At 60.4% G+C, this 20655-nt stretch carries 24 protein-coding genes; 5 read left to right on the top strand and 19 right to left on the bottom strand.

Annotated features, from left to right (window positions below):
• The first annotated feature begins 48 nt into the window (after positions 1-48).
• The gene (locus tag HBO23_RS05880; protein WP_017139417.1) at positions 49-933 is read left to right on the top strand and encodes a LysR substrate-binding domain-containing protein; all 885 of its coding nucleotides are present in this window, start codon (positions 49-51) and stop codon (positions 931-933) included.
• 61 nt (positions 934-994) lie between these two features.
• Here HBO23_RS05880 and HBO23_RS05875 read toward each other — a convergent pair whose 3' ends face one another.
• Positions 995-1591 (bottom strand): YceI family protein, encoded by a 597-nt coding sequence (locus HBO23_RS05875; protein WP_026013867.1) that lies wholly within the window; start codon positions 1589-1591, stop codon positions 995-997.
• A 32-nt stretch (positions 1592-1623) separates the two neighbouring features.
• A complete protein-coding gene (locus HBO23_RS05870; protein WP_017139419.1) occupies positions 1624-2175 on the bottom strand; it encodes a cytochrome b in 552 nt (183 codons plus the stop codon).
• 273 nt (positions 2176-2448) lie between these two features.
• Between HBO23_RS05870 and HBO23_RS05865 the strand changes: the two genes are divergently transcribed.
• Positions 2449-3855: an adenosylmethionine--8-amino-7-oxononanoate transaminase gene (locus HBO23_RS05865; RefSeq protein WP_170036831.1), complete on the top strand. Its 1407-nt coding sequence runs from the start codon at positions 2449-2451 to the stop codon at positions 3853-3855.
• Between the two features lie 126 nt (positions 3856-3981).
• Positions 3982-4701 carry a 16S rRNA (uracil(1498)-N(3))-methyltransferase gene (locus HBO23_RS05860; RefSeq protein ID WP_170036829.1) on the top strand — a complete coding sequence of 240 codons (720 nt, stop codon included), beginning with the start codon at positions 3982-3984 and terminating at the stop codon, positions 4699-4701.
• Between the two features lie 131 nt (positions 4702-4832).
• On the opposite strand, the gene HBO23_RS05855 is transcribed toward HBO23_RS05860, so the two are convergent.
• The gene (locus HBO23_RS05855) at positions 4833-5735 is read right to left on the bottom strand and encodes a transporter substrate-binding domain-containing protein (RefSeq protein WP_170036827.1); all 903 of its coding nucleotides are present in this window, start codon (positions 5733-5735) and stop codon (positions 4833-4835) included.
• Between the two features lie 31 nt (positions 5736-5766).
• Positions 5767-7008, bottom strand: coding sequence for a D-amino acid dehydrogenase (locus HBO23_RS05850; protein ID WP_170036825.1), 1242 nt, complete (start codon positions 7006-7008; stop codon positions 5767-5769).
• Between the two features lie 108 nt (positions 7009-7116).
• On the opposite strand from HBO23_RS05850, the gene HBO23_RS05845 reads away from it, so the two are divergent.
• A complete protein-coding gene (locus HBO23_RS05845; protein WP_170036823.1) occupies positions 7117-8019 on the top strand; it encodes a LysR substrate-binding domain-containing protein in 903 nt (300 codons plus the stop codon).
• Between the two features lie 106 nt (positions 8020-8125).
• On the opposite strand, the gene HBO23_RS05840 is transcribed toward HBO23_RS05845, so the two are convergent.
• The gene (locus tag HBO23_RS05840; RefSeq protein ID WP_017139425.1) at positions 8126-8743 is read right to left on the bottom strand and encodes a hemolysin III family protein; all 618 of its coding nucleotides are present in this window, start codon (positions 8741-8743) and stop codon (positions 8126-8128) included.
• Positions 8744-9154: 411 nt separating this feature from the next.
• Here HBO23_RS05840 and HBO23_RS05835 point away from each other — a divergent pair, with 411 nt between their 5' ends.
• Positions 9155-10069 carry a LysR substrate-binding domain-containing protein gene (locus tag HBO23_RS05835; protein ID WP_017139426.1) on the top strand — a complete coding sequence of 305 codons (915 nt, stop codon included), beginning with the start codon at positions 9155-9157 and terminating at the stop codon, positions 10067-10069.
• A 137-nt stretch (positions 10070-10206) separates the two neighbouring features.
• On the opposite strand, the gene madM is transcribed toward HBO23_RS05835, so the two are convergent.
• The 14 genes from madM to HBO23_RS05760 form a co-directional block, all read right to left on the bottom strand.
• The gene (madM, locus tag HBO23_RS05825; RefSeq protein ID WP_026013868.1) at positions 10207-10971 is read right to left on the bottom strand and encodes a malonate transporter subunit MadM; all 765 of its coding nucleotides are present in this window, start codon (positions 10969-10971) and stop codon (positions 10207-10209) included.
• A 5-nt stretch (positions 10972-10976) separates the two neighbouring features.
• Complete coding sequence (gene madL, locus HBO23_RS05820) at positions 10977-11369, bottom strand: malonate transporter subunit MadL (RefSeq protein WP_017139428.1); 393 nt, start codon at positions 11367-11369, stop codon at positions 10977-10979.
• Positions 11370-11436: 67 nt separating this feature from the next.
• Positions 11437-12336 (bottom strand): malonate decarboxylase subunit epsilon, encoded by a 900-nt coding sequence (mdcH, locus tag HBO23_RS05815; RefSeq protein WP_170036821.1) that lies wholly within the window; start codon positions 12334-12336, stop codon positions 11437-11439.
• Entirely contained in the window at positions 12333-12929 is a 597-nt protein-coding gene (locus tag HBO23_RS05810; protein WP_170036819.1) for a malonate decarboxylase holo-ACP synthase, read from the bottom strand. Before HBO23_RS05810 ends, mdcH begins: the two co-directional genes overlap by 4 nt.
• Complete coding sequence (gene mdcE, locus HBO23_RS05805) at positions 12923-13693, bottom strand: biotin-independent malonate decarboxylase subunit gamma (protein ID WP_170036817.1); 771 nt, start codon at positions 13691-13693, stop codon at positions 12923-12925. The genes HBO23_RS05810 and mdcE overlap by 7 nt, the downstream gene beginning before the upstream one ends.
• Entirely contained in the window at positions 13690-14532 is an 843-nt protein-coding gene (locus HBO23_RS05800) for a biotin-independent malonate decarboxylase subunit beta (RefSeq protein WP_170036815.1), read from the bottom strand. The genes mdcE and HBO23_RS05800 overlap by 4 nt, the downstream gene beginning before the upstream one ends.
• Complete coding sequence (locus tag HBO23_RS05795; protein WP_017139433.1) at positions 14525-14824, bottom strand: malonate decarboxylase subunit delta; 300 nt, start codon at positions 14822-14824, stop codon at positions 14525-14527. The genes HBO23_RS05800 and HBO23_RS05795 overlap by 8 nt, the downstream gene beginning before the upstream one ends.
• Positions 14824-15657 (bottom strand): triphosphoribosyl-dephospho-CoA synthase, encoded by an 834-nt coding sequence (locus HBO23_RS05790; RefSeq protein WP_138452413.1) that lies wholly within the window; start codon positions 15655-15657, stop codon positions 14824-14826. The genes HBO23_RS05795 and HBO23_RS05790 overlap by 1 nt, the downstream gene beginning before the upstream one ends.
• A complete protein-coding gene (gene mdcA, locus HBO23_RS05785; protein WP_170036813.1) occupies positions 15658-17328 on the bottom strand; it encodes a malonate decarboxylase subunit alpha in 1671 nt (556 codons plus the stop codon).
• Positions 17329-17604: 276 nt separating this feature from the next.
• Positions 17605-17835, bottom strand: a complete 231-nt coding sequence (locus HBO23_RS05780) for a DUF6124 family protein (protein ID WP_110620276.1) — start codon at positions 17833-17835, stop codon at positions 17605-17607.
• A gap of 325 nt (positions 17836-18160) precedes the next feature.
• Entirely contained in the window at positions 18161-18580 is a 420-nt protein-coding gene (locus HBO23_RS05775; protein WP_170036811.1) for a hypothetical protein, read from the bottom strand.
• A complete protein-coding gene (locus tag HBO23_RS05770) occupies positions 18558-18941 on the bottom strand; it encodes a polymorphic toxin type 44 domain-containing protein (protein WP_170036809.1) in 384 nt (127 codons plus the stop codon). The genes HBO23_RS05775 and HBO23_RS05770 overlap by 23 nt, the downstream gene beginning before the upstream one ends.
• Before the next feature lie 234 nt (positions 18942-19175).
• Positions 19176-19610 (bottom strand): hypothetical protein, encoded by a 435-nt coding sequence (locus HBO23_RS05765; protein ID WP_169987568.1) that lies wholly within the window; start codon positions 19608-19610, stop codon positions 19176-19178.
• A complete protein-coding gene (locus HBO23_RS05760) occupies positions 19573-20202 on the bottom strand; it encodes a nucleotidyltransferase domain-containing protein (RefSeq protein WP_169987570.1) in 630 nt (209 codons plus the stop codon). Before HBO23_RS05760 ends, HBO23_RS05765 begins: the two co-directional genes overlap by 38 nt.
• Positions 20203-20655 lie beyond the last annotated feature (453 nt).

Raw genomic sequence — 20655 nt, 5'->3', positions numbered from 1 at the left:
CACGTATAGCGGCTATTATTAGGCTTTTCTGTGAAAGGAATTCACACTTTGAAACTGCCTCCCCTTGCCGCGCTGCGTGCTTTCGAGGCCTTGGCCCGACTGGGCAAAGTGAACCTGGCCGCCCTCGAACTGCACGTGACCCACAGTGCCGTCAGCCATCAGATTCGCGCCCTTGAAGAGTACCTGGGCCTCGCTTTGGTCATGCGCAACAAGCGCACGCTGATGCTGACGGATGAAGGCCGCGTGTATGCCTACCAGATCAGGCAGGGGCTGGGCGAAATCGCCGGGATCACCGAAAAACTGATGGCAAAAACCAGGCACCCACAGCTGACCGCTTCGGTGCTGCCTTCCTACGCCATGCATTGGTTGTTGCCGCGCCTGCATGATTTCAGGGCGGCTCACCCCGAGCTGCACTTGCGGCTGGAGTCGAGCATGGAGTTCGCCAGCTTCGAGCAAGGCCCGCTTGATTGCGCGATTCGCTTCGGTCATGGCCAGTGGCCGGATGTGCATTGCGAAACGCTGATGGGTGACTCATTGCTGGTGGTCGCCGCGCGCGACTTCAACCACGGCGTGCTGCCGGACACGGCGCAAGCCGTCCTTGAGCAGCCGTTGCTGCACGCCAGTGAGAGCTGGCCGATCTGGCTGGGCGCCGCAGGTATCGAGGGGCAACGTCCGCAAGCGCCGCTGGAGTTCACCGATTCCACGTTGATGCTCGAAGCCGTGCGGCTCGGGCACGGCGTCGCGCTGACACGCCGCTCGATTGCCCATGCACTGATTCAACGCGGGGAGCTGGTCCGGCTCACCGACATTGAACCGGCGCACACCTCACGCTATTACATAGTCTGGCCTGCGGGCAGCAAACCGTCGGCGCAGTTGACCTTGTTGCACACTTGGCTCAAGGGCCAAGTGACGATGTATCAAGAAAGCCTTTGAACAGCGCACAGCAAAACGCCGACCCTGAGGTCGGCGCTTGGCGTTTGAAACAGCGAAATAATTACTTCGCTTTTACGCCTTCAAAAGTCACGTACAGCTCAACAGTGTTGGACGCTGGGCCCAGGTCCATCTGCTTGCCGAAGTCCTGACGGTTGAAGCTGGTGGTGCCTTCAAAGCCGGCACGGTAGCCGCCCCATGGATCCTTGCCTTCGCCCAGGAACGTGGCCTTGACCACGATCGGCTTGGTCACGCCGTGGAAGGTCAGGTCGCCGGTCACGTCGGCAGTGACTTGGCCTGCAGCATTTTTACCGGTGGTTTTGACACTGGTGGAGACGAACTTGGCATCGGCAAACTTGCCAACGTCCAGGAAGTCTTTGCTGGCGATGTGCTTGTCACGTTCGGCGTGGTTGGTGAATACGCTGGCGGTACGGACGTTGAACTCGATTTTGCTGTCTTCAGGCTTGGCGGCGTCAAAGCTGAACTTGCCGTCCAGATCCTTGAAAGTACCGGTGATGAAGCTATAGCCCAAGTGGCTGATCTTGAAGTCAACGAAGGCGTGCTGGCCTTCCTTGTCGACAACATAATCAGCGGCCATCGCCGAACCTGCGGACAGCAGTGCGGAACCGATTGCCAGAGCGGCGAGAGTCTTTTTCAACATGCTTTCTATTCCTTGTGAGTCGAGGTTGAACATCAGGCTTTGCGTCCCAGCATTCGTGTCAGGGTCGCATCACGATCGATAAAGTGGTGTTTAAACGCGGCCACGCCATGCAAACCGGCGAAGACCACCAACACCCAGGCCAGGTACAAATGCACCAAGCCGGCGTTGTCTGCCTGGTCCGGTAGCCCGGAAACCACAGCAGGAATCTCAAACAGGCCAAACACCGGGATACCGACACCGTCTGCGGTGGAAATCAGGTAACCGGCGATCATCACGGCAAACAGCCCGAGATACAGGAACGCGTGGCCAAACGCAGCGCCAATACGCGTCATTCGGCTGTAGCTGGCCAACGGTGGTGGCGGCGGGCTGACAATGCGCCAGACGATACGCACCAGCATGATGGCGAACAGCGTGATGCCAATGCTCTTGTGCAGGTCGGGCGCGTCTTTGCGCCAGGCGCTGTAGTAGTCGAGGCCGACCATCCACAGGCCCAGCGCGAACAAACCGAACACCACCAGGGCTACGCCCCAGTGCAAAACAATGCTGACCCAGCCATAACGGGCCGATGAATTACGTAGCTGCATGTCCCAAATCCCGTAAGAACTGTGCCCAAGACTAGCGATTTACCTATCGAATTAAAGCGGAAAATTTCGCTTTGAAATATCGAGAAATACGATCAAGAGAGTATGCACAGTACGTTAACAATGGATTAAGGACTATTCCTGATAAACGTGACAGATCGTCCTGCCTTTACTGCCAATTCATCCGTAATGGGTTGTGACGCCGCCTGGCATTGCATAGGCTTGCGCGATTGTTTCGCCTGCGCCGGGCGCAGGGCCGCTTCGAGGAGATAACCGATGGGCTTGAATAACCAGTGGATGCAACGCGACCTCGCGGTGCTGTGGCATCCCTGCACCCAGATGAAAGACCACCAGCAACTGCCGCTGATCCCGATCAAACGTGGCGAAGGCGTATGGCTGGAAGACTTCGAAGGCAAGCGCTACCTCGATGCCGTCAGTTCCTGGTGGGTCAATGTGTTCGGCCACGCCAACCCGCGCATCAACCAGCGCATCAAGGACCAGGTGGATCAGCTGGAACACGTGATCCTCGCCGGTTTCAGCCACCAGCCGGTGATCGAATTGTCCGAACGCCTGGTGGCGATGACGCCTGAAGGTTTGACCCGCTGTTTCTATGCCGACAACGGCTCGTCGTGCATCGAAGTCGCGCTGAAGATGAGCTTTCACTACTGGCTCAACCATGGCCTGCCGAACAAGAAGCGCTTCGTCACCCTGACCAACAGCTACCACGGCGAAACCATTGCCGCGATGTCCGTGGGCGATGTGCCATTATTTACCGAAACCTATAAAGCCTTGCTGCTCGACACCATCAAGGTGCCAAGCCCGGATTGCTACCTGCGCCCCGAGGGCATGAGCTGGGAAGAGCACTCACGCAACATGTTCCTGGCCATGGAACAGACCCTGGCCGAAAACCACGACAGCGTCGCCGCCGTGATCGTCGAGCCGCTGATCCAGGGCGCCGGCGGCATGCGCATGTACCACCCGGTGTACCTCAAGCTGCTGCGTGAAGCCTGCGACAAATATGGCGTGCACCTGATTCACGACGAAATCGCCGTCGGCTTCGGCCGCACCGGCAGCATGTTCGCTTGTGAGCAAGCCGGCATCCGCCCGGACTTTTTGTGCTTGTCCAAAGCCCTCACCGGCGGTTACCTGCCATTGGCGGCGGTCGTCACCACCGACGATGTGTACGACGCCTTCTACGACGACTACCCGACGTTGCGCGCCTTCCTGCATTCCCACAGCTACACCGGCAACCCGCTGGCGTGCGCGGCAGCCTTGGCGACTTTGGATATTTTCGAAGAAGATAACGTCATCGAAAACAACAAGGCCCTGGCCCAGCGCATGGCCACCGCCACCGCGCACCTGGTGGACCACCCGCACGTGTCGGAAGTGCGCCAGACCGGCATGGTGCTGGCCATCGAGATGGTTCAGGACAAAGCCACCAAAACCGCCTACCCGTGGCAGGAACGCCGTGGCTTGAAGGTGTTCGAGCATGCCCTGGAGCGCGGTGCGCTGCTGCGGCCGCTGGGCAGCGTGGTGTATTTCCTGCCGCCGTATGTGATAACGCCGGAACAGATCGACTTCCTGGCTGAAGTCGCCAGCGAAGGGATTGATATCGCCACCAACAGCACTGTCAGTGTTGCGGTGCCAAAAGATTTTCACCCAGGCTTTCGGGATCCGGGTTAATTGAGTTCACTCAACTGATCGGGCGTCGGGTCCACCGCCATCGCGGGCAAGCCCGGCTCCCACAGGTTTTGTATGATCGTTCCCACGCTCCGCGTCCGCTCTGCACACCACTTCCAGAGAACAGAAATGAGACTGTCCCGCTTTTTCACCGACACCCCGCTCAGCATCGGCGACCATGAATTGCCCGAAGCCCAGGCGCATTACATCAGCCGCGTATTGCGCATGGGTGAAGGCGACGCCGTACAACTGTTCGACGGCTCCGGCCAGGAATTCCTCGGCACCTTGCTGGAAGTCGGGAAAAAACGCGTTACCGTGCAACTCACGGAACGCTTTGCGGGCCAGACCGAATCACCGCTGCACATCCACCTCGGCCAAGGGCTGTCCCGGGGCGAGCGCATGGATTGGGCGATCCAGAAAGCCACCGAACTGGGTGTGAATGAAATCACGCCGATCTTCAGCGACCGCTGCGAAGTACGCCTCAAGGACGAACGCGCCGACAAACGCCTGCTGCACTGGCGCCAAGTGGCGATCAGCGCCTGCGAGCAATGTGGGCGTTCGACAGTGCCGATGATTCACCCGCCGCTGTTACTGGCCGACTGGTTGAAGCAAGCCGAGGCGGATTTGAAGCTGGTGCTGCACCCGGTGGCCGAGCCGATGGTCAGCCACGCCAAGCCATCGAGCCTGGCGTTCCTGATCGGGCCCGAAGGTGGGTTGACCGACGCAGAAGTCGCAACCGCCCAAGCTGCCGGCTTCCACGCCGCCCGCCTCGGCCCGCGGGTGCTGCGCACCGAAACCGCGCCGGTCGTGGCATTGAGCGTGGCCCAGCAACTCTGGGGCGACTTCTAACCTCGCCCGATCGTTCCCACGCTCTGCGTGGGAAAGCCTCCTGTGACGCTCTGCGTCACGACCTCAAATTGGGACGCAGAGCGTCCAAGGCTGCATTCCCACGCGGAGCGTGGGAACGATCATTGCGGCTATCACTCCACCGGGTCACTCACCGGCTTGGCAATAATCGCTTTCAACTCGCTGGTCATCGGAAACTCCAGGTTCAGGCCCTTGGGCGGAATCGGCTGTTCAAACCAACGCTGGTAAATCCCGTTGATCTCCCCGGAGCGGTACAGGTCGGCGAGCGTTTCGTTGACCACCGCTAGAAACTGCGGGTCGTCCTTGCGCAGCATGCAGCTGTAAATCTCCCGCGACTGTTCCTTGCCCACCACCACCCAGTGGTGCGGGTCTCGGGCCTTGGCGCGCTCACCGTAGAGCAACGCATCGTCCATGTAGAACGCCACTGCGCGGCCGGTCTCGAGCATTTTGAACGCTTCGCCATGGTCCTTGGCGCTGATCACAAACATATTGGCTTTGTGGTCGGCGTTGTAGCGCTTGAGAAAGCGTTCATTGGTGGTGCCGGCCGTGGTCACCACATTCTTGCCCTTGAGGTCTTCAAAACCCTGGATGCCACTGTCCTTGGCGGTCAGCAGTTGGCCCTTCACATAGATAAACCCGTAGGAAAACGCCACCTGCCTCTGCCGCTCGGCGGTGACACCGGTGGAACCGCATTCCAGGTCGACGGTGCCGTTTTGCACCAGCGGAATACGGGTCTGAGAGGTCACCAGGTTGTACTTAACATTCAGCTTGGCCACCCCGATTTTCTGCTGGATGCGCTCAACGATCTTGCTCGCCAACTCCACCGAATAGCCCATGGGCTTGCCACTGTTGTCGCCCACATAGGAAAACGGCACCGAGGCATCGCGATAACCCAAGGTGATCGACTTGGCATTCGCGATCTTGCTCAAGGTGCCGTCCAGCGGGGCTTCATTGGCCTGAACCTGTGCGCCAAACAGCAGCCCCAGAGTGCAGCCGGTCAACAGGATTTTTTTCATTGTTATTCTCCGTTGCTGGTGATGAATCCAATTATGCAGCGCGGGGCGTGAGGCCCTGCATATCAATGGAAGGCGCGTGCTCGCTGATCAGTTCGGCCAGCAATTGCCCGCTGCCGCAGGCCAGGGTAAAACCCAGGGCACCGTGGCCCAGGTTCAACCACAGGTTTCGATAGGCGCTGGCGCCGATCAGCGGCACGCCGGTGGGCGTTGCCGGGCGCATGCCGGCCCATTCGACCGCGTGGGTGTAATCGCCGGCCGTTGGGAATGTCTCCATGGCCTGGCGTTTCATCAGCGCCAGGCGCTTGGGCTCAAGGCCTGCATCAAAGCCGACGATATCCACCATGGCCGCGACCCGCAGTTGCTCGCCGATGCGCGCATACACGATCTTGCGGTCATAGTCGGTGACACTCACGTTCGGCGCCTGGTGATGCGCTCCAATCGGCACGTTCAGGCTGTAGCCCTTGAGCGGATACAGTGGCAATGACAACCCTGGCAAACCCAATTGCGCGCTGCGATGCCCGGCCGCCAGCACCAGTTGATCCACCGCCATCACCTCGTCACCCAACTCGATGGCCTGCACCGAGCCGTCGGCGTGGCGTATGCGAGTGACCTTGCGGCCCAGCAAAAACCTGCAGCGCCCCGAGGCTTCAAGCCAGGCCGCCAGCCGTTGGCAGAAGGCGTGACAGTCAGCCACCTCCTCGTTCGGCGTGTAGATGCCACCGAGAAAGTCGGCGCCCATTAACGCTGGCTCCAAGTGCGCACAATCGGCCACGGACAACACTTGCTGCTGCACGTTATTGCTGACCTTGCTGCGCGCATGCTCAAAGGAGGCAGCGTTACGAAACGTCACCAGTTTGCCGTTGCGGCGCCAGTCGAAACCTTCCAGGCGATCGCCTTCGCGCCATTGCTCCAGCGTGGCCTGGCTCAAGGACGCCAGGCGCAGCAGGTGCGCGGCATTGCGCGTGTTCACCGAGCCACGGCAGGCGCAGATAAAGGCCGCCATCCAGCGCCATTGCTGCGGGTCGAGACGCGGGCGCAGCTTCAGCGGCGAATCACCGCGCAGCAACCAGCCGATGGCTTGCAGCGGCACACCTTTGTCGGCCAACGGCGCGACATAGCGGTAGGACAGTTGCCCGCCATTGGCGAAACTGGTCTCGCTGCCGAGGCTGTCCCGCGTGTCGATCACTGTCACCTCATGGCCTGCACGCACCAGGGCATAGGCGCTTGCCAAGCCGATAACGCCACCACCGATGATGCAAACCCGCTTGGCCATTGCTGCCACCCGCTATTGAATTGACTGGCACCAAGCCTAGGGCCAGGTGACAGGTCGCCGACAATGAATAAAGATAGGTCATCTATAAACAAAGGTTATGGACTTGCCATGCGCCTGCGTCATATCGAAATCTTCCAGGCCATCCGCCAGACCGGCTCCGTCAGCGCCGCCGCGCAGCTGTTGCACGTCTCGCAACCGGCGGTGACCAAGGTGCTGCAGCACGCCGAGTTGCAGTTGGGCTTTGCGCTGTTTTTACGGGTGCGCGGCAAACTGCAGCCCACACCGGAAGCGCTGGCGCTGGAAAGCGAAGTCGAGAAAGTCACCGAAAGCCTGCAAGGCGTGCGGCGCCTGGCCAAGAGCCTGCGCCGTGAGCCGGGCCAAAGTGTGCGTATTGGTGCGATTCCGGCACTGGCCCTGTCGCTGCTGCCGCCGGCGATTCTGGAATGGAAGCGCGACTACCCGGACATTGCCTGTGAGCTGTCCAGCGACCACAGCCGCGAGCTGGTGCAGAAGCTGTTGATGCGTGAGATTGACCTGGCGCTGACGCTGAACTTCTCCGGCCATCCGGGGCTGACCACGCAGGTGCTGGCCAATGGCGTGTTGGTGGCGCTGGCGTCAAAGGGTTATTGGTCGGATGCCGAGCTGAGCAAGCCCCTGCCATTGGCGGACCTGGCGGGTGCGCCGTTGATTGGCCTGTCGAGTGCCGACCCGTTGGCCGCCAAGCTCGACAGCTACCTGGAAAACGTCGACCCACCGCCACGGGTGAGCATTGCCGTACAGACCTATTCCCTGGCCCGGGCGATGGTAGAGTCAGGTGCCGGGTTGACGGTCATCGACCCGTTTACCGCCCTCGGCGCGTCAACGGCGACCACCTGCATTCGCCCGCTCACGCCGCCGTTGCCGATCACCCTGTACGCCCTGACCCGCGCTGATGAGCCACCGCCACATATGTTGGCGAACCTGTTGGACATTTTCGGCAACCGAGCGCGAGAGCTGCTGGAACGCTTGTAATGTCGGAGCTGGCTTGCCTGCGATAGCGGTATTGAATGTGCCGACGCTATCGCAGGCAAGCCAGCTCCCACACAAGCCAGCTCCCAAAAATACCAGCTCCCACAGGTCAGAGCACGTAGTGCATGATCGCCACAAAGTGCAGCAAACTGCCGCCGATCACAAACAAATGCCAGATCCCATGGGAATGCCGCAGGCGATCCTCCAGGGCAAAAAAGATGATGCCGACGGTGTACAACACCCCGCCCGACGCCAGCCAGATAAACCCCGCCGTGCCCAGCGCGGCAATCAGTGGCTTGACCGCCACCAGCACAATCCAGCCCATCACCGCGTAGATCACAATCGACAGAATCCGCGCCTCGGAACGCGGCTTGATCTCCTGCAAAATGCCGATCACCGCCAGCCCCCACACGATTCCAAACAGCGTCCAGCCCCACGGCCCGCGCAGCGTCACCAGGCAAAAGGGGGTGTAGCTGCCGGCAATCAGCAGGTAGATCGAAAAGTGATCAACCTTCTGCATGATCTCTTTTCGCCGCCCCTGCACGCTGTGGTACACGGTGGACGCGCTGTACAGCACCAGCAGGGTAAAACCATAAATCGCCACGCTGACGATCTTCCAGGGGCTGCCGTCCAGGCTCGCCACCACCAACATCCACACTGCGCCGACAAACGCGGCGACCGCCCCGGCCAAATGGCTCCAGGCGTTGAATCGTTCCCCGTGATACATGTGTCACTCACCTCGAATAACCGTTACCACATGGTTGTGCCAGGACCATTGTGACGCTACCGGCACTGTTACAGGTAACACGCATTTCTGCCTTTGCCCAACGACCCCGTGCCGATGGATCACTCACTGAGTCCTGTGGGAGCTGGCTTGCCTGCGATAGCGGTGTGTCAGCCCATCATTCAATAATTGACAGACCTCATCGCAGGCAAGCCAGCTCCCACATACGGCAATCTCCATGGCCCGGCCCCAATATCGCCACCTGCATGGCTTGCCGGGTGCGATTGTGACCGTGCGCGGGCTGTACCTGTTCCCTTCGGTACACCCGCCTGGTGCTGGGCCTGTGCAGCGCATCGCTGGGAGTGAACGGGTTTTAGGGGCACAATCGACAGCATTCGAACCCGAGCCACGGCCATGCTGATCGACGAAGAGTTCACCCTCAAGAAACTGGAAATCTTCCTGGCGTTCATGCGCACCGGCAACCTGGCCCGCGCCGCTGCCGAGCTGCAAACCAGCAACGTCAGCGTGCACCGCGCTATTCACTCGCTGGAAAATGCGCTGCGCTGCCCGTTGTTCAAACACGAAGGGCGCAACCTCACGCCGCTGGAAAGTGCCTACGTGCTCGAAGAACGCGCGCAGAAACTGGTCGCCGATGTGGTCGACAGCGTGCGCCTGACCCGCGAAGCCGCCGGGTTTTCCGCCGAGCGCTTCAAGCTGGGCTCGCTGTATTCGCTGACGGTCAAAACCGTGCCGCAATTGATCATGGGCCTTAAAATCAGGCGCAGCGAACTCAATATCGACCTGATCCTGGGTTCCAACTTTGACTTGCTCTACAAACTCAAGAACATGGAAGTCGACGCGATCCTCATCTCCCTCGATGACCACGCCAACGACCCCGACTGCGAACAGATCGCGCTGTTTTCCGACGACATCTTCCTCGCCACTCCAGCCGATTCACCCTTCGACCGTGAGCAGCAAATCGACTTGGCGGATGTGCGCGACGCTACTTTCATTACCCTCACCCAAGGCTTCGCCACCCATCAGGACGGCAATCGGGTGTTCAAGCAGGCGGGCTTTGAGCCGAAGGTGGCGATGCAGGTCAATGACATTTTCACGCTGCTGAGCATGGTCAGTTCAGGCGTGGGTTATGCGTTGCTGCCAGGGCGGATTGCAGCGGTGTATGAGAACCGCGTGAAGCTCATACCGCTGCAACCGCGGTATCGGTTGCAGCAGCATATTGGCGTGGTGTTTTTGAAGGCCAAGGAGCGTGATCCGAACTTGCTGGCGTTGCTGGCGGAGTGTCGGATGTATGCCAACCGCCAAACCTGACACCGATCGTTCCCACGCTCTGCGTGGTAATGCAGCCCTGGACGCTCCGCGTCTGCTCTTAAAGGCGTGACGCGGAGCGTCACATGAGGCATTCCCACGCGGAGCGTGGGAACGATCATTGATGAGGCCGGCTCAGGTCAGCCCACCAACCCGCGCATCAGCAAAAACAGCAACGACGGTCCCAGCAGACAGCCCAGCGCCGTGTAAAACGCCGCCGTCAGGCAACCATATGGCACCAGCTTCGGATCGGTCGCTGCCAAACCACCGGCCACGCCGCTGGACGTGCCCATCAGCCCGCCGAAAATCACCGCACTGCGTGGGTTATTCAGCCCGATTAACGGCGCTACAAACGGCGTCATCACCATCACCAGAATGGCCTTGATCAACCCTGCGGCAATCGACAGCGCCATGACCTCGGAGCTGGCACCAATCGCCGCGCCCGTCACCGGGCCAACGATGTAGGTCACGGCGCCCGCACCAATAGTGGTGAGGCTTACGGCATCGGTATAACCAAACGCCAGCGCCACTCCAACGCCAGCCACGAACGAGGAACCCACGCCGACAAACAGCGCCAGCACGCCCACATAACCGGCGCGCTTGAGTTCATCCACACTCACGCCAAACGCCGTGGCAACAATGGCAAAGTCCCGCAGCATCGCGCCGCCCAGCAAGCCGATGCCCGACAGCAACGGAATATCCACAACACCCTTGGCGCCGCCGGTAAACGCGCCGCCCACATACGACAGCACCAGCCCGAGCAAAATGGCGATGGCCGAACCGTGCAGCCGGCCTTTGGTGAAGGTGTCGGAGATCCAATAGGACACCCACATGGTCAAGCCGATCACGGCAAAACCACTGATCAGGCCGTAGCCGGTGATCACTTTCATCATGGATTCGTACATGGCGATCACCCGGCTTCTTTAGTGGGAACAACCGCAACAGGCTTGCGGTTGCCGATGCGCACTAACACCGGTACCAGGGCAAAACCCAGCACTACAGCGAGCGTGCCGGCCAGAATCGCCATCGGCCCGCCCTTGATTGCGCCGTACACGTTTTGTTGGGCCGCCATCGCTACCACAATAGGGATATACACCGCCGCCCAGAAGCTCACGCCCTGCTCCGACTTGCCGGTAAACAGCCCACGTTTACTGAGGTAACTGCCCAGGCCGATCAACAGCAACATGGCGATACCCACCCCGCCGACGTTGGCCGGAATACCCATCCACTTGCCCAGCAACTCACCGATAAACAGGCCGATCAACGTACACAGCGCCAGAAACGCCACACCGTAAATAATCATTGTTGTTGTCCTCGAAGTGCTTCATCGAAATTGTTGTTTTTGTGCTTCGAAAGCCTTGGGTGGTGCTTTATCGGTGGCGGCGCTCCTCCTCTTGCAGCAGGGCCTGCAAGGTGTCCAGGCGTGCGCCTTCATAGGCGATTACGCTGCCTTGCTCGAAGACACGGCGGGACAGGCCGGTGAGTACCGCGCCAGGCGGCAATTCGATTTGCAGGCGCACACCACGCTCGTAGGCGCTTTGCACGGTGCCGCGCCAGTCGACGATGCGGCACATGTTGAAAGCCAGGTCGTCGCGCAGTTGCTCGGGGTTGTGGATCGGCCGCGCGCGGGTGCTGCTCAGGTAGGTGATGCGCGGCGCCTTAAGCGTTACAAACGCCTGCGCCAATGCCTCGGCGGGTTCGTTCAGCAGCACGCAATGGGATGGCACGCTCACGGCCAGGCGCTTGGCCACGCCGTTGCCTTTGATCCGTTGCGCGACACGCTGCATGGCTTCGTCACTGCCGGCGATGACGGTCTGGTTGTCGGCGTTGATGTTGGCCAGGTACACCGGGGTTTGCGGGCTGTGGATTTCAGCCAGCAGCGTTTCGACTGTGGATAACTGCGGGCCGATGATCGCGGTCATGCCAAAGCCTTGTGGATAAGCGTTTTGCATCAGTTCGCCGCGCAGGCTCACCAGCTTAACCGCGTCAGCAAACTCCAGCGCACCAGCGATGACGGCTGCAGGGTAGGCGCCGATGGACAGGCCCGCCACGTAATCAGGCGTGCGTTGCAATTGGCGGGCGTGGGCCACACCGGTGATCAACAGGCAGAGTTGCACAGCGCGAGTGTTGGCCAGGGCTTGGACTGAATCGAGCTGGCTTACGTCTTCGCCCAATGCATCACTGGCTTCTTCCAGGACGTGATCAGGCAACGCTTGAAGCATGCCCGCGCGTTGGGCACCCTGCCCCGGAAATACCAGAAGGCTGCTCATGCCACGGCCTGCCAAGGGTCAAGTACCAGGTGCGCGCCGTGGGTGGTTTTAAGCAGAACCCGGTGTGATTCGCCAGCCCATTCACGCAAGGCGACAGCGCCAAACGGGGTTTGCAGTTGCAGGTCGACAGCGCATTCGGCCGAGTCCAACAACGCCAACAGATTGCGTGCGGCGTTGCGCTCAAATGGCTCGGGTGTGCACAGCATCAAATCCAGATCGCTTTGGGCATGCAGTGCTTCAATGCCGCTGGCCAGCTCGAACCCTGCACTGCCGGTGACGCCCCAGTCCTGCTGCGCCAGCACTGGGCGCAGTTGATCAAGCGCGCGCAATGCCGGTAGATCCCGCGACGAGACCACACCGCGCAAATCTTGCGGCGTCACGCGTCGTTGCACTGCCACAAGGGGCATCAGCGCCGCAAAGCGCTGCTCACGCAAGCGCCCGCGCACACCCACAGCCACGTCACCCGGCTCGACCGTGGCGCGACGCACCACCACCGGGTGACCGGCGCTGATCACCTCCAGCACCCAGGCCGGCGCATCAGCGGGCAGATGCGCCGGGGTCATGCCCCAGAGCAAGTCGTGGGCGTTCACCATTGCTCCCGCAGCAGTTGGCGTACGTGGCTTGAGGCGGCGCGATTGCTCGCACCGAGGCGCCCTTTCAGATCCGGGCTGTGGATATCTTCAATGGCGCGCAGCAGGCAATCGCTGACCCGCGTCACGTCGTCCGCGGTGGGCTGTTCAATCTGGCTGACCGACAGGGTTTCCCAGAGCAAACCCAGGCTGGCATAGCTGTCAATGTCATAGGCCATGGGCGGCACGCTGGCGGCCAGGGCCTCGAGTTCTTCAACACTGCGCAAGGTCACCCGCGCCGCCGAGGCCTTGCCCATGGCGTGCACCATCACGCCAGGGTCACGCAGGGCGATCATGCGGTTGGCCTGATAACCGTGAGCAAGGAATGCACCGGACATGGCTTTGCCCACCAGCAGCGCAATCACCGGGTGCCCGGCCAAGCGAGCGCGGGCATAGCTGTCGGCGGCGGCGGCCAGGGCCTGATGGATGCCGAGGGCTTCTTCGCGACGGCCGTAGGCTTGGCTGGGTACATCGACGATAGCGATGATGGGGCGTTTGTCGCCCTTCTCGATGGCTTCGTCGACAGCCTTGGCAAGACCCCAGCCCTCCAGTAAACCGACTTCGCCGTTGCGCGCACGCGGGAAACGATTTTGCGCATCGGTGACCACGGCAATAAAGCGCACGGCCTGTTCACCCACTACGCCGTCTGCAACCTTCAATGAGTCGGGCAACCCTTCGACAGGCGTTGCGCCGACGCTCAATGCGTTGAACCACTGCAAGCCTCTCATGGACGTTCTCCTTGATACAGGTCGCGCACCGTCGCGGGGTCTATTTGCGGCGTTGCGTCCAGCTCGGTAAGGCGCGCCAGGTAGAAGTCGATCTGACGGCTGCGCTGCTGCTCGGGCAAACCCTGTTGCAACAAGGCGCTGACGGTCTGTTGGATGTGCGCCACATCGTCCGCCACATAACGGTCGGCCAGGCCGCTGTTGAAGCGTTGCTCGCCGCCGGTAAGGCTCCAGATAAACGGCCGGTCGCGGGAGTCGTACTCTTCCAACCCCGCTTCCTGCTCGATCACTTGTGGGCCATTCAAGCCCAGGCGTGCTTCGCGGGTGACCACCAGATAACTGCACAACCCGGCGGCGATGGACATGCCACCAAAGCAACCGACGCTGCCCGCCACCACACCAATCACCGGCTGGTACTGGCGCAGGTCGACAATCGCCGCATGGATATCGGCAATCGCCGCCAGCCCAAGGTTGGCTTCCTGCAAGCGCACGCCGCCGGTTTCCAGCAACAGCACGGCACGGGTGGCAACACCGTTGCGGTTATCTTCGGCAGCCAGTTCAAGGGCACCGGCGATTTTGGCGCCGCCCACTTCACCGAGGCTGCCGCCCTGGAAATTGCCTTCAATTGCGGCCACTACCACTGGCAACCCGGCAATACTGCCCTTGGCAATCACCACGCCGTCATCCGCTTGCGGCACCACGCCTTGGCGGCTGAGCCACGGCGACATCACGCGTTGGAACGGGTCGATCAGTTCGCGGTAAGTGCCGCTGTCCAGCAACGCCTTGGCTCGCTGCCGCGCACCGAGTTCGACGAAGCTGTGCTTGTTGAGTAAATCAGTCATGGCCGATCTCCTCGAAACCCTGTTCCAGGCGCAAACGCACCACGCCGGGCGTGGCGCCGAAGTCGTGGATGTCAATCTTCAAGGCCGGTGGCGTCTGCTCCTGGAAGATCCGTTCGAACAGATGCTGCCAGCGTTGCTCGGCGCCATTCACCGAAGTCTGCACTTGAATGGTCAGCGTGCCGGGCGTGCCCGGTTCCAGCAGCACTTCCAGGTCGCCGGAGCCGACGCAACCCACCAGCGCACGGCCTTTGGGCGGCTGCCCGGCGGGGAATTCAAAGGATAAGGTTTCCATCACAACGCTCCGTCGAGGCGGTCGATAAACAGGCAGGCGGCCAACAGGTCGGCGGCGCCGCCGGGGGAGGCATTCAGGGCCAGGAGTTGCTGGTCAAGGTCGTGCAGTTGGCGGCGCCCGGCGAGGCTTGCGCTACCGCCAGCGTCCAGCACCGCCTGGGCGCCGCGTTGCATGGCGCGCAGGCCTTCGGTGCCGGCTCGGTAGAGCACGCAGGTGTCGGCCAGGTCGGTCATGATCGCGAGCAAGGCGTCCAGGCGCGCATTCTGTTCACCGGCGTTTTGCCGGCGGCTTTTGTGCAACTGCGGCAGGCCGCGTTGCACCACGGCAGGGAAGCCCAATTGCGCTTCTTCACGGGCACCGCGTGCGCCGTAGCGTTGCGCGACTTGCGCGCCATGGCTTAGCGGTTGCGGGGCGAAACGGTCGTTGAGCAAGGCCAGTTTGGCGGCGGTGAGCGTGACAGCGCGTGGCTCCAGAGCCGCTGCGGCAGTGAGCAAACCGAGGGCCCAGATCGCGCCGCGATGGGTATTCACGCCTTGGGTGGTGGCGAGCATGGCTTGCTCACCTTCGCGCCCGATACGCCCGAGGGCTTCGCGCAAGGGCAAACCCACTTCACCGAACTCAAGCGCCGCTTCGGCCATTTCCTTGAACATCGGCCACAACGACAGCGCCGAGGCGTGCATCAGGCCCAGGTGCAAATCGCTATGGGCGCCATTGCCGCGACGGTCTACCAATGCGGGTTTGGGTGACAGGTCAGCCTCATCAATCAAGGCATCCACAGCCATATCCGCCAGGCGATCGGCGAGGCTCAGTTCATGCAGTTTGAGGGCGCGCATTTACCAGCTCCTGAACTTGGCGGGCGGGTTATACAGGCCACCGGACCAGTCCACCAAATCGGCCACGCTCTTGGCGGCGAGCAGCTCGCGGGTGGCGTCGGTGCGGCGGATGCCGAGGTCTTCGGGCAAGGCGATCAAGCCTTCGCGGCGCATGCGCGCAGTGTCCTTGGGGTTGTGGCGCATGCCGATGGCGGTGACGCCTGCAACGGCGGCGATCATCGCCTGGCGCTCTTCCAGCGAGCGTGCCTTATACAGATAGGCGATGCCTTCTTCGGTGAGCAGGTGAGTCACGTCGTCGCCGTAGATCATGATCGGCGCCAGCGGCATGCCGCTTTTGCGCGCGACTTCCACGGCGTCGAGGGTTTCGACGAAGGTGGGTTTGCCACCTTCCTGGAAGGTCTCGACCATTTGCACCACGAGCTTTTTGCCGCGTTCCAGCAAGGCCTCCGGCGCGTCGTCGTGGCGCATATCGAGCCAGGCAGGCGTACCGTGACGGCGGCCGCGTGGGTCGTGGCCCATATTCGGCGCGCCACCAAAACCGGCGAGACGGCCACGGGTCACGGTGCTGGAATGCCCGTCGCCATCCACTTGCAGCGTGGCGCCGATAAACAGGTCCACCGCGTATTGGCCGGCCAGTTGGCAGAACATCCGGTTGGAACGCATCGAGCCGTCGCGGCCGGTAAAGAACACATCCGGGCGGGCGGCGATGTAGTTTTCCATGCCCAGTTCGGTGCCGAAGCAATGCACGCTTTCCACCCAGCCGCTTTCAATCGCGGGGATCAGAGTTGGGTGCGGGTTGAGGGTCCAGTTGCGGCAGATCTTGCCCTTGAGGCCCAGGGACTCGCCGTAGGTCGGCAGGATCAACTCAATGGCGGCGGTGTTGAAACCAATGCCGTGGTTGAGCGACTGCACATTGTGTTTTTCGTAGATGCCACGGATCGCCATCATCGCCATCAGCACATGCACCGGCTTGATATGACGCGGGTCGCGGGTAAACAGCGGTTCGATGTAGAACGGCTTGTCGGCCACCACCACAAAATCCACCCAGCTCGCCGGGATGTCGACACGGGGCAAGTCGGTGACATCGTCGACCAACTGGTTGACCTGCACGATGACGATGCCATCGCTGAACGCAGCGGGTTCGATCAGCGCCGGAGTGTCTTCGGTACTGGCGCCGGTGTAGATATTGCCGGCGCGGTCGGCCATGAAACCGGCCGAAAGCACCACGTTGGGGATCAGGTCAACCACCAGCCGTGCGTAGAGTTCGATGTAGGTGTGGATCGCGCCGATTTCCAGCAGGCCATCTTCGAGCAACTGGCTGATGCGCAGGGATTGGGTGCCGGCGAAGGAGAAATCCAGCTTGCGCGCGATGCCCTTTTCAAACAGGTCCAGGTGCTCGGAACGGCCGACACTGGGCATGATCATGTGCAAATCGTGGAGCTTGGTCGGGTCGGCCTTGGCCAGTGAGCGCGAGAGAAAATCGGCTTGCTTCTGGTTATTGCCCTCCAGCACCACCCGGTCGCCGGGGAGGATCAGCGCTTCCAACGCCTCGACGATTTTGTCACTGGGCAACACTGCCCCGTCTGCGTACTTTTTGACCAGCCCGAGCCGCCGCTGCTTCTCGTCGCGCCGCCGCGTCCAGCGCGAATCGGGGGTGATGGTTGTTGTCATGGTCGCTCCACGGGGTTTGCTGTCGTGGGCTGTACCTTAGGAGTGAATGTAGGGGGCATCAATCAAGCCCGGCGGTGGATCGTTACGGCTGGAGTAACGGAACATCAGTGAATGCTGGATTCAAGCCAAATGAAAATCAAAGGTGGGAGCTGGCTTGCCTGCGATAGCGGTGGGTCAGCAATGAAGTTGTGGGCTGACAGTCCGCTATCGCAGGCAAGCCAGCTCCCACATGTGTTCGGTGGTGTGTGTTAGATAGCGGTTCCAATCAGGGACCGCTTAAGCAGGGCTGACTTGTTCCAGTGCTCTATCGACCAACAGTTGACTCAGCTCTGCCATTTGCTGGATCGCCAACATGCTCGCACGCTGGGCCGGGTCCAGGTCGAAGGCCAAGTTGCAGGTCAGTGCGTTGAGGGAGCACAGGGTTTCACTGGCGTTGGCCAGCAGAGCTTCGGTGTTTTGGTGGGGGTTTACGGTGAAGAGGGGCGGATTAGGGGTAGGTTTGATCATGATGAAGCTCCTAAACAGTTAGTAAGGAGCACCACCGTTCGCTTGCACGCGAATGAGGGTGGCGACCGTGCGCAGGTGTGCAAGACCGGGCCTGTTTAGGACACCCAGCAGGTCCGAAGACCTCCTGCGCGCAGCCGCCATAAAGCAGCAAGCACAAAAAACGCCCGTGGTTGGCTGGGCGTTTGTACGCCTAAACAGTTTCGTCGGACTTGCACGTCCGTGTCACCGTTTTTCGATGACGGGACGAAGACTAGCCGCCATGACTACCCACAACAAGTTCATGCACAGCTCGAAATCTTGCAGGAAAATTCCGAAGGCTGCCTCCTCAAAGCGCCATCACCACCTTGACCGACCCCAAGCCTTCCAGGGCAAAGCTGTGGTACTCGTAGACCTCTCCTTGAATATGAAGAAGTAGAGCGCTTCCCTCATCACTCATCTGAACATCAGGTTTCTTTGTTTTCAGAAAAGGATGAGCAGACACCAATGCAGCGAGTATTTCCTTATCACTCCCCAAATCCTCATGGACGAAGTACCTATAGGAAAAACCCACCGTCGCTCCACCCTGACCGTCTCGAGCACCATAGATGGAGGTACCGTTGCCCAAGGAATGCTTCAACACCACTTCATCCAGATCCGGTGTTCCGGCAGACATGATCCAACTGGCGCCGATATAGAGAAGGCAGACGATGAGCAGGCAATTGCGCAGTAACGGTCCGAGGCGTTTAGTGGCCTTGGGAAATTGCATATTCAATCCCTCTTCTTATCCAATATTGGTCCCGTGGATCATCACCAAAAGGCTCACCGCCCCACCATGTATCGAAATCCGGGAGTGTCGTTTTTGCAACGGTTTGCGCCACGCCGGCAGCCCGCAGCAACACATGCTCGGGAATGCCCAACACCGTACCCGTAGCACCGTAATTGAAGTTACCAAACGCTTCGTACTCGCTCCCTCTCTTCTTGTAGTTCCAAGGTCCGGCTGCCCGAACCTGAGAGTAAAACCATGAGTAGGCGAATGCCGAGCCGGGTTTTAGGTGGGTGCGTTTACATCGAGAAATCGCCATGTTTTCAAAAATTGAAACACCCGGCGGCATTAGCGGAACAGCCATTTGCGGATCCTTGCTGGCAGTGAGGAGCTCAGAAACTAGCCACTCCCCTCAGGCCTGAAAACCCGCTTAATCCAAATGCAGAACCGACCTACAACAACTACAGCCCATTCCGACATGTGAGCGGTCAATCCGCATCATTAGCAGATCCGAAACGGCGAAAAGATACGGTCATCAAAAACAATTTTTAGTCAAGCCAGCTCCCACATTGGATTGACGGTGCTGCGAGGACTCGCGTCATTCCCACCGATGAATAGCCAACACTTCTTCCACTTTGCCCAGCAGCATCGTCGCGCCGTCCATCAACTGTCCAAGCAACGCCTCATCCTCATCCATATATCCTTCATATTCCGCCAGGTTGCGGCGCTCATGACACAGCGCCAATAACCTCACCTGCACCTTGTTCGCGTCGACGGTGTGGATCAGGCATTGAAAAACCAAATAGCGTTTGTCCGAGCGATAACCGCGCAGGCGCAGAGCTGTGAGCGAGATAGCGTGGGCGGCGTTGTATGCCAAGTCGAAACGACTGGCGAAGGCTAATTGCGGGTTACCTGCATCCCTCAACCGATCTCGCGCCGAGCGCATCAGCCCATCACACTCTTTGCGATCCGGCGGCTCAGCCTTCAAGCCACCGCTACGTTGCAGGTTCTCCAGGTTTGCCTTGCTGTCCATCCATGGACTCCTGAGGGTTGCCCCCCATCAGATTGATCTTGTCCTGCTGCACGACCCGCTGCACAAAACTGTTCCCGGCATTCCATTTGCTGGTCCAGTCGTCAGGGGTGTAAAGCGTCGGGTTGATGGTGCGGCCCAGTTGCTCTTCCAGCGGCATGAGCTGTTCCATGACTTCACTGTAGTTGAGGCTTTGGCCGATCAGCATCAGATCTATGTCACTGGATGAGTGCGCCTCGCCCTTGGCGATGGAGCCGTAGATAAAGGCCCAGGTTATCTGCTCCGCGAACGGTGCCAATGCATTGCGCAAGGGTTCGTCCAGACTGAGGGTTTTGCGCACGATGGCCAACAACTCCGAGTAAATCGGGCATTGGGGGTTGGCCTGGTAGTGGGTCTGATTGCCTTGGCGCGTCATGCTCAAGATGCCCGCCAACTGCAAACGCTCCAGCTCGCGGGTGAGGCTGCCTTTGCCCACTTGAGCCGAGCGTGCGATTTCATTGGTGTAGAAACTTTGACCAGGCTTGCCGAACAGCAGGCCCAGCACTTTTTGCTGGGTGTTGGTGAAGAGTGCGGTGCTAAGCGGCAAGGTTTGCATGGCAGCGGCCAAAGAGTCCCAAAAAGGGAACGATAGGTCCCTTTTTGGGAACGATCAAGTCATCCCCGACCTGCGGCTACTTTCAGGCTGCCGCACAGAGCCCCTGTGGGAGCTGGCTTGCCTGCGATGGCGGTGGGTCAGCTACGAAGGTGTCGGCTGACAGTCTGCTATCGCAGGCAAGCCAGCTCCCACATGTGTTCGGTGATGCTAGTTAGATAGCAGTCCCCTTTTGGGACTACTCAGGCAGGGCTGACGTGTTCCAGTGCTCTGTCGACCAACAGCTGACTCAGCTCTGCCATTTGGATCGTTCCCACGCTCTGCGTGGGAATGCCGCCTGGGACGCTCCGCGTCCCGCCAGGCAGCACAAGACTCAAGACCAGCGCAAGGGTTACGCGGAGCGTCACGGGATGCATGCCCACGCGGAGCGTGGGAACGATCATCTCAAGTAATCCG

Source organism: Pseudomonas sp. WS 5532, from assembly GCF_012985445.1.
Taxonomy (GTDB): Bacteria; Pseudomonadota; Gammaproteobacteria; order Pseudomonadales; family Pseudomonadaceae; genus Aquipseudomonas; species Aquipseudomonas edaphica.
The sequence above is the reverse complement of the archived record's forward strand: the minus strand, read 5'-3'. Positions and strand labels throughout refer to the sequence as shown.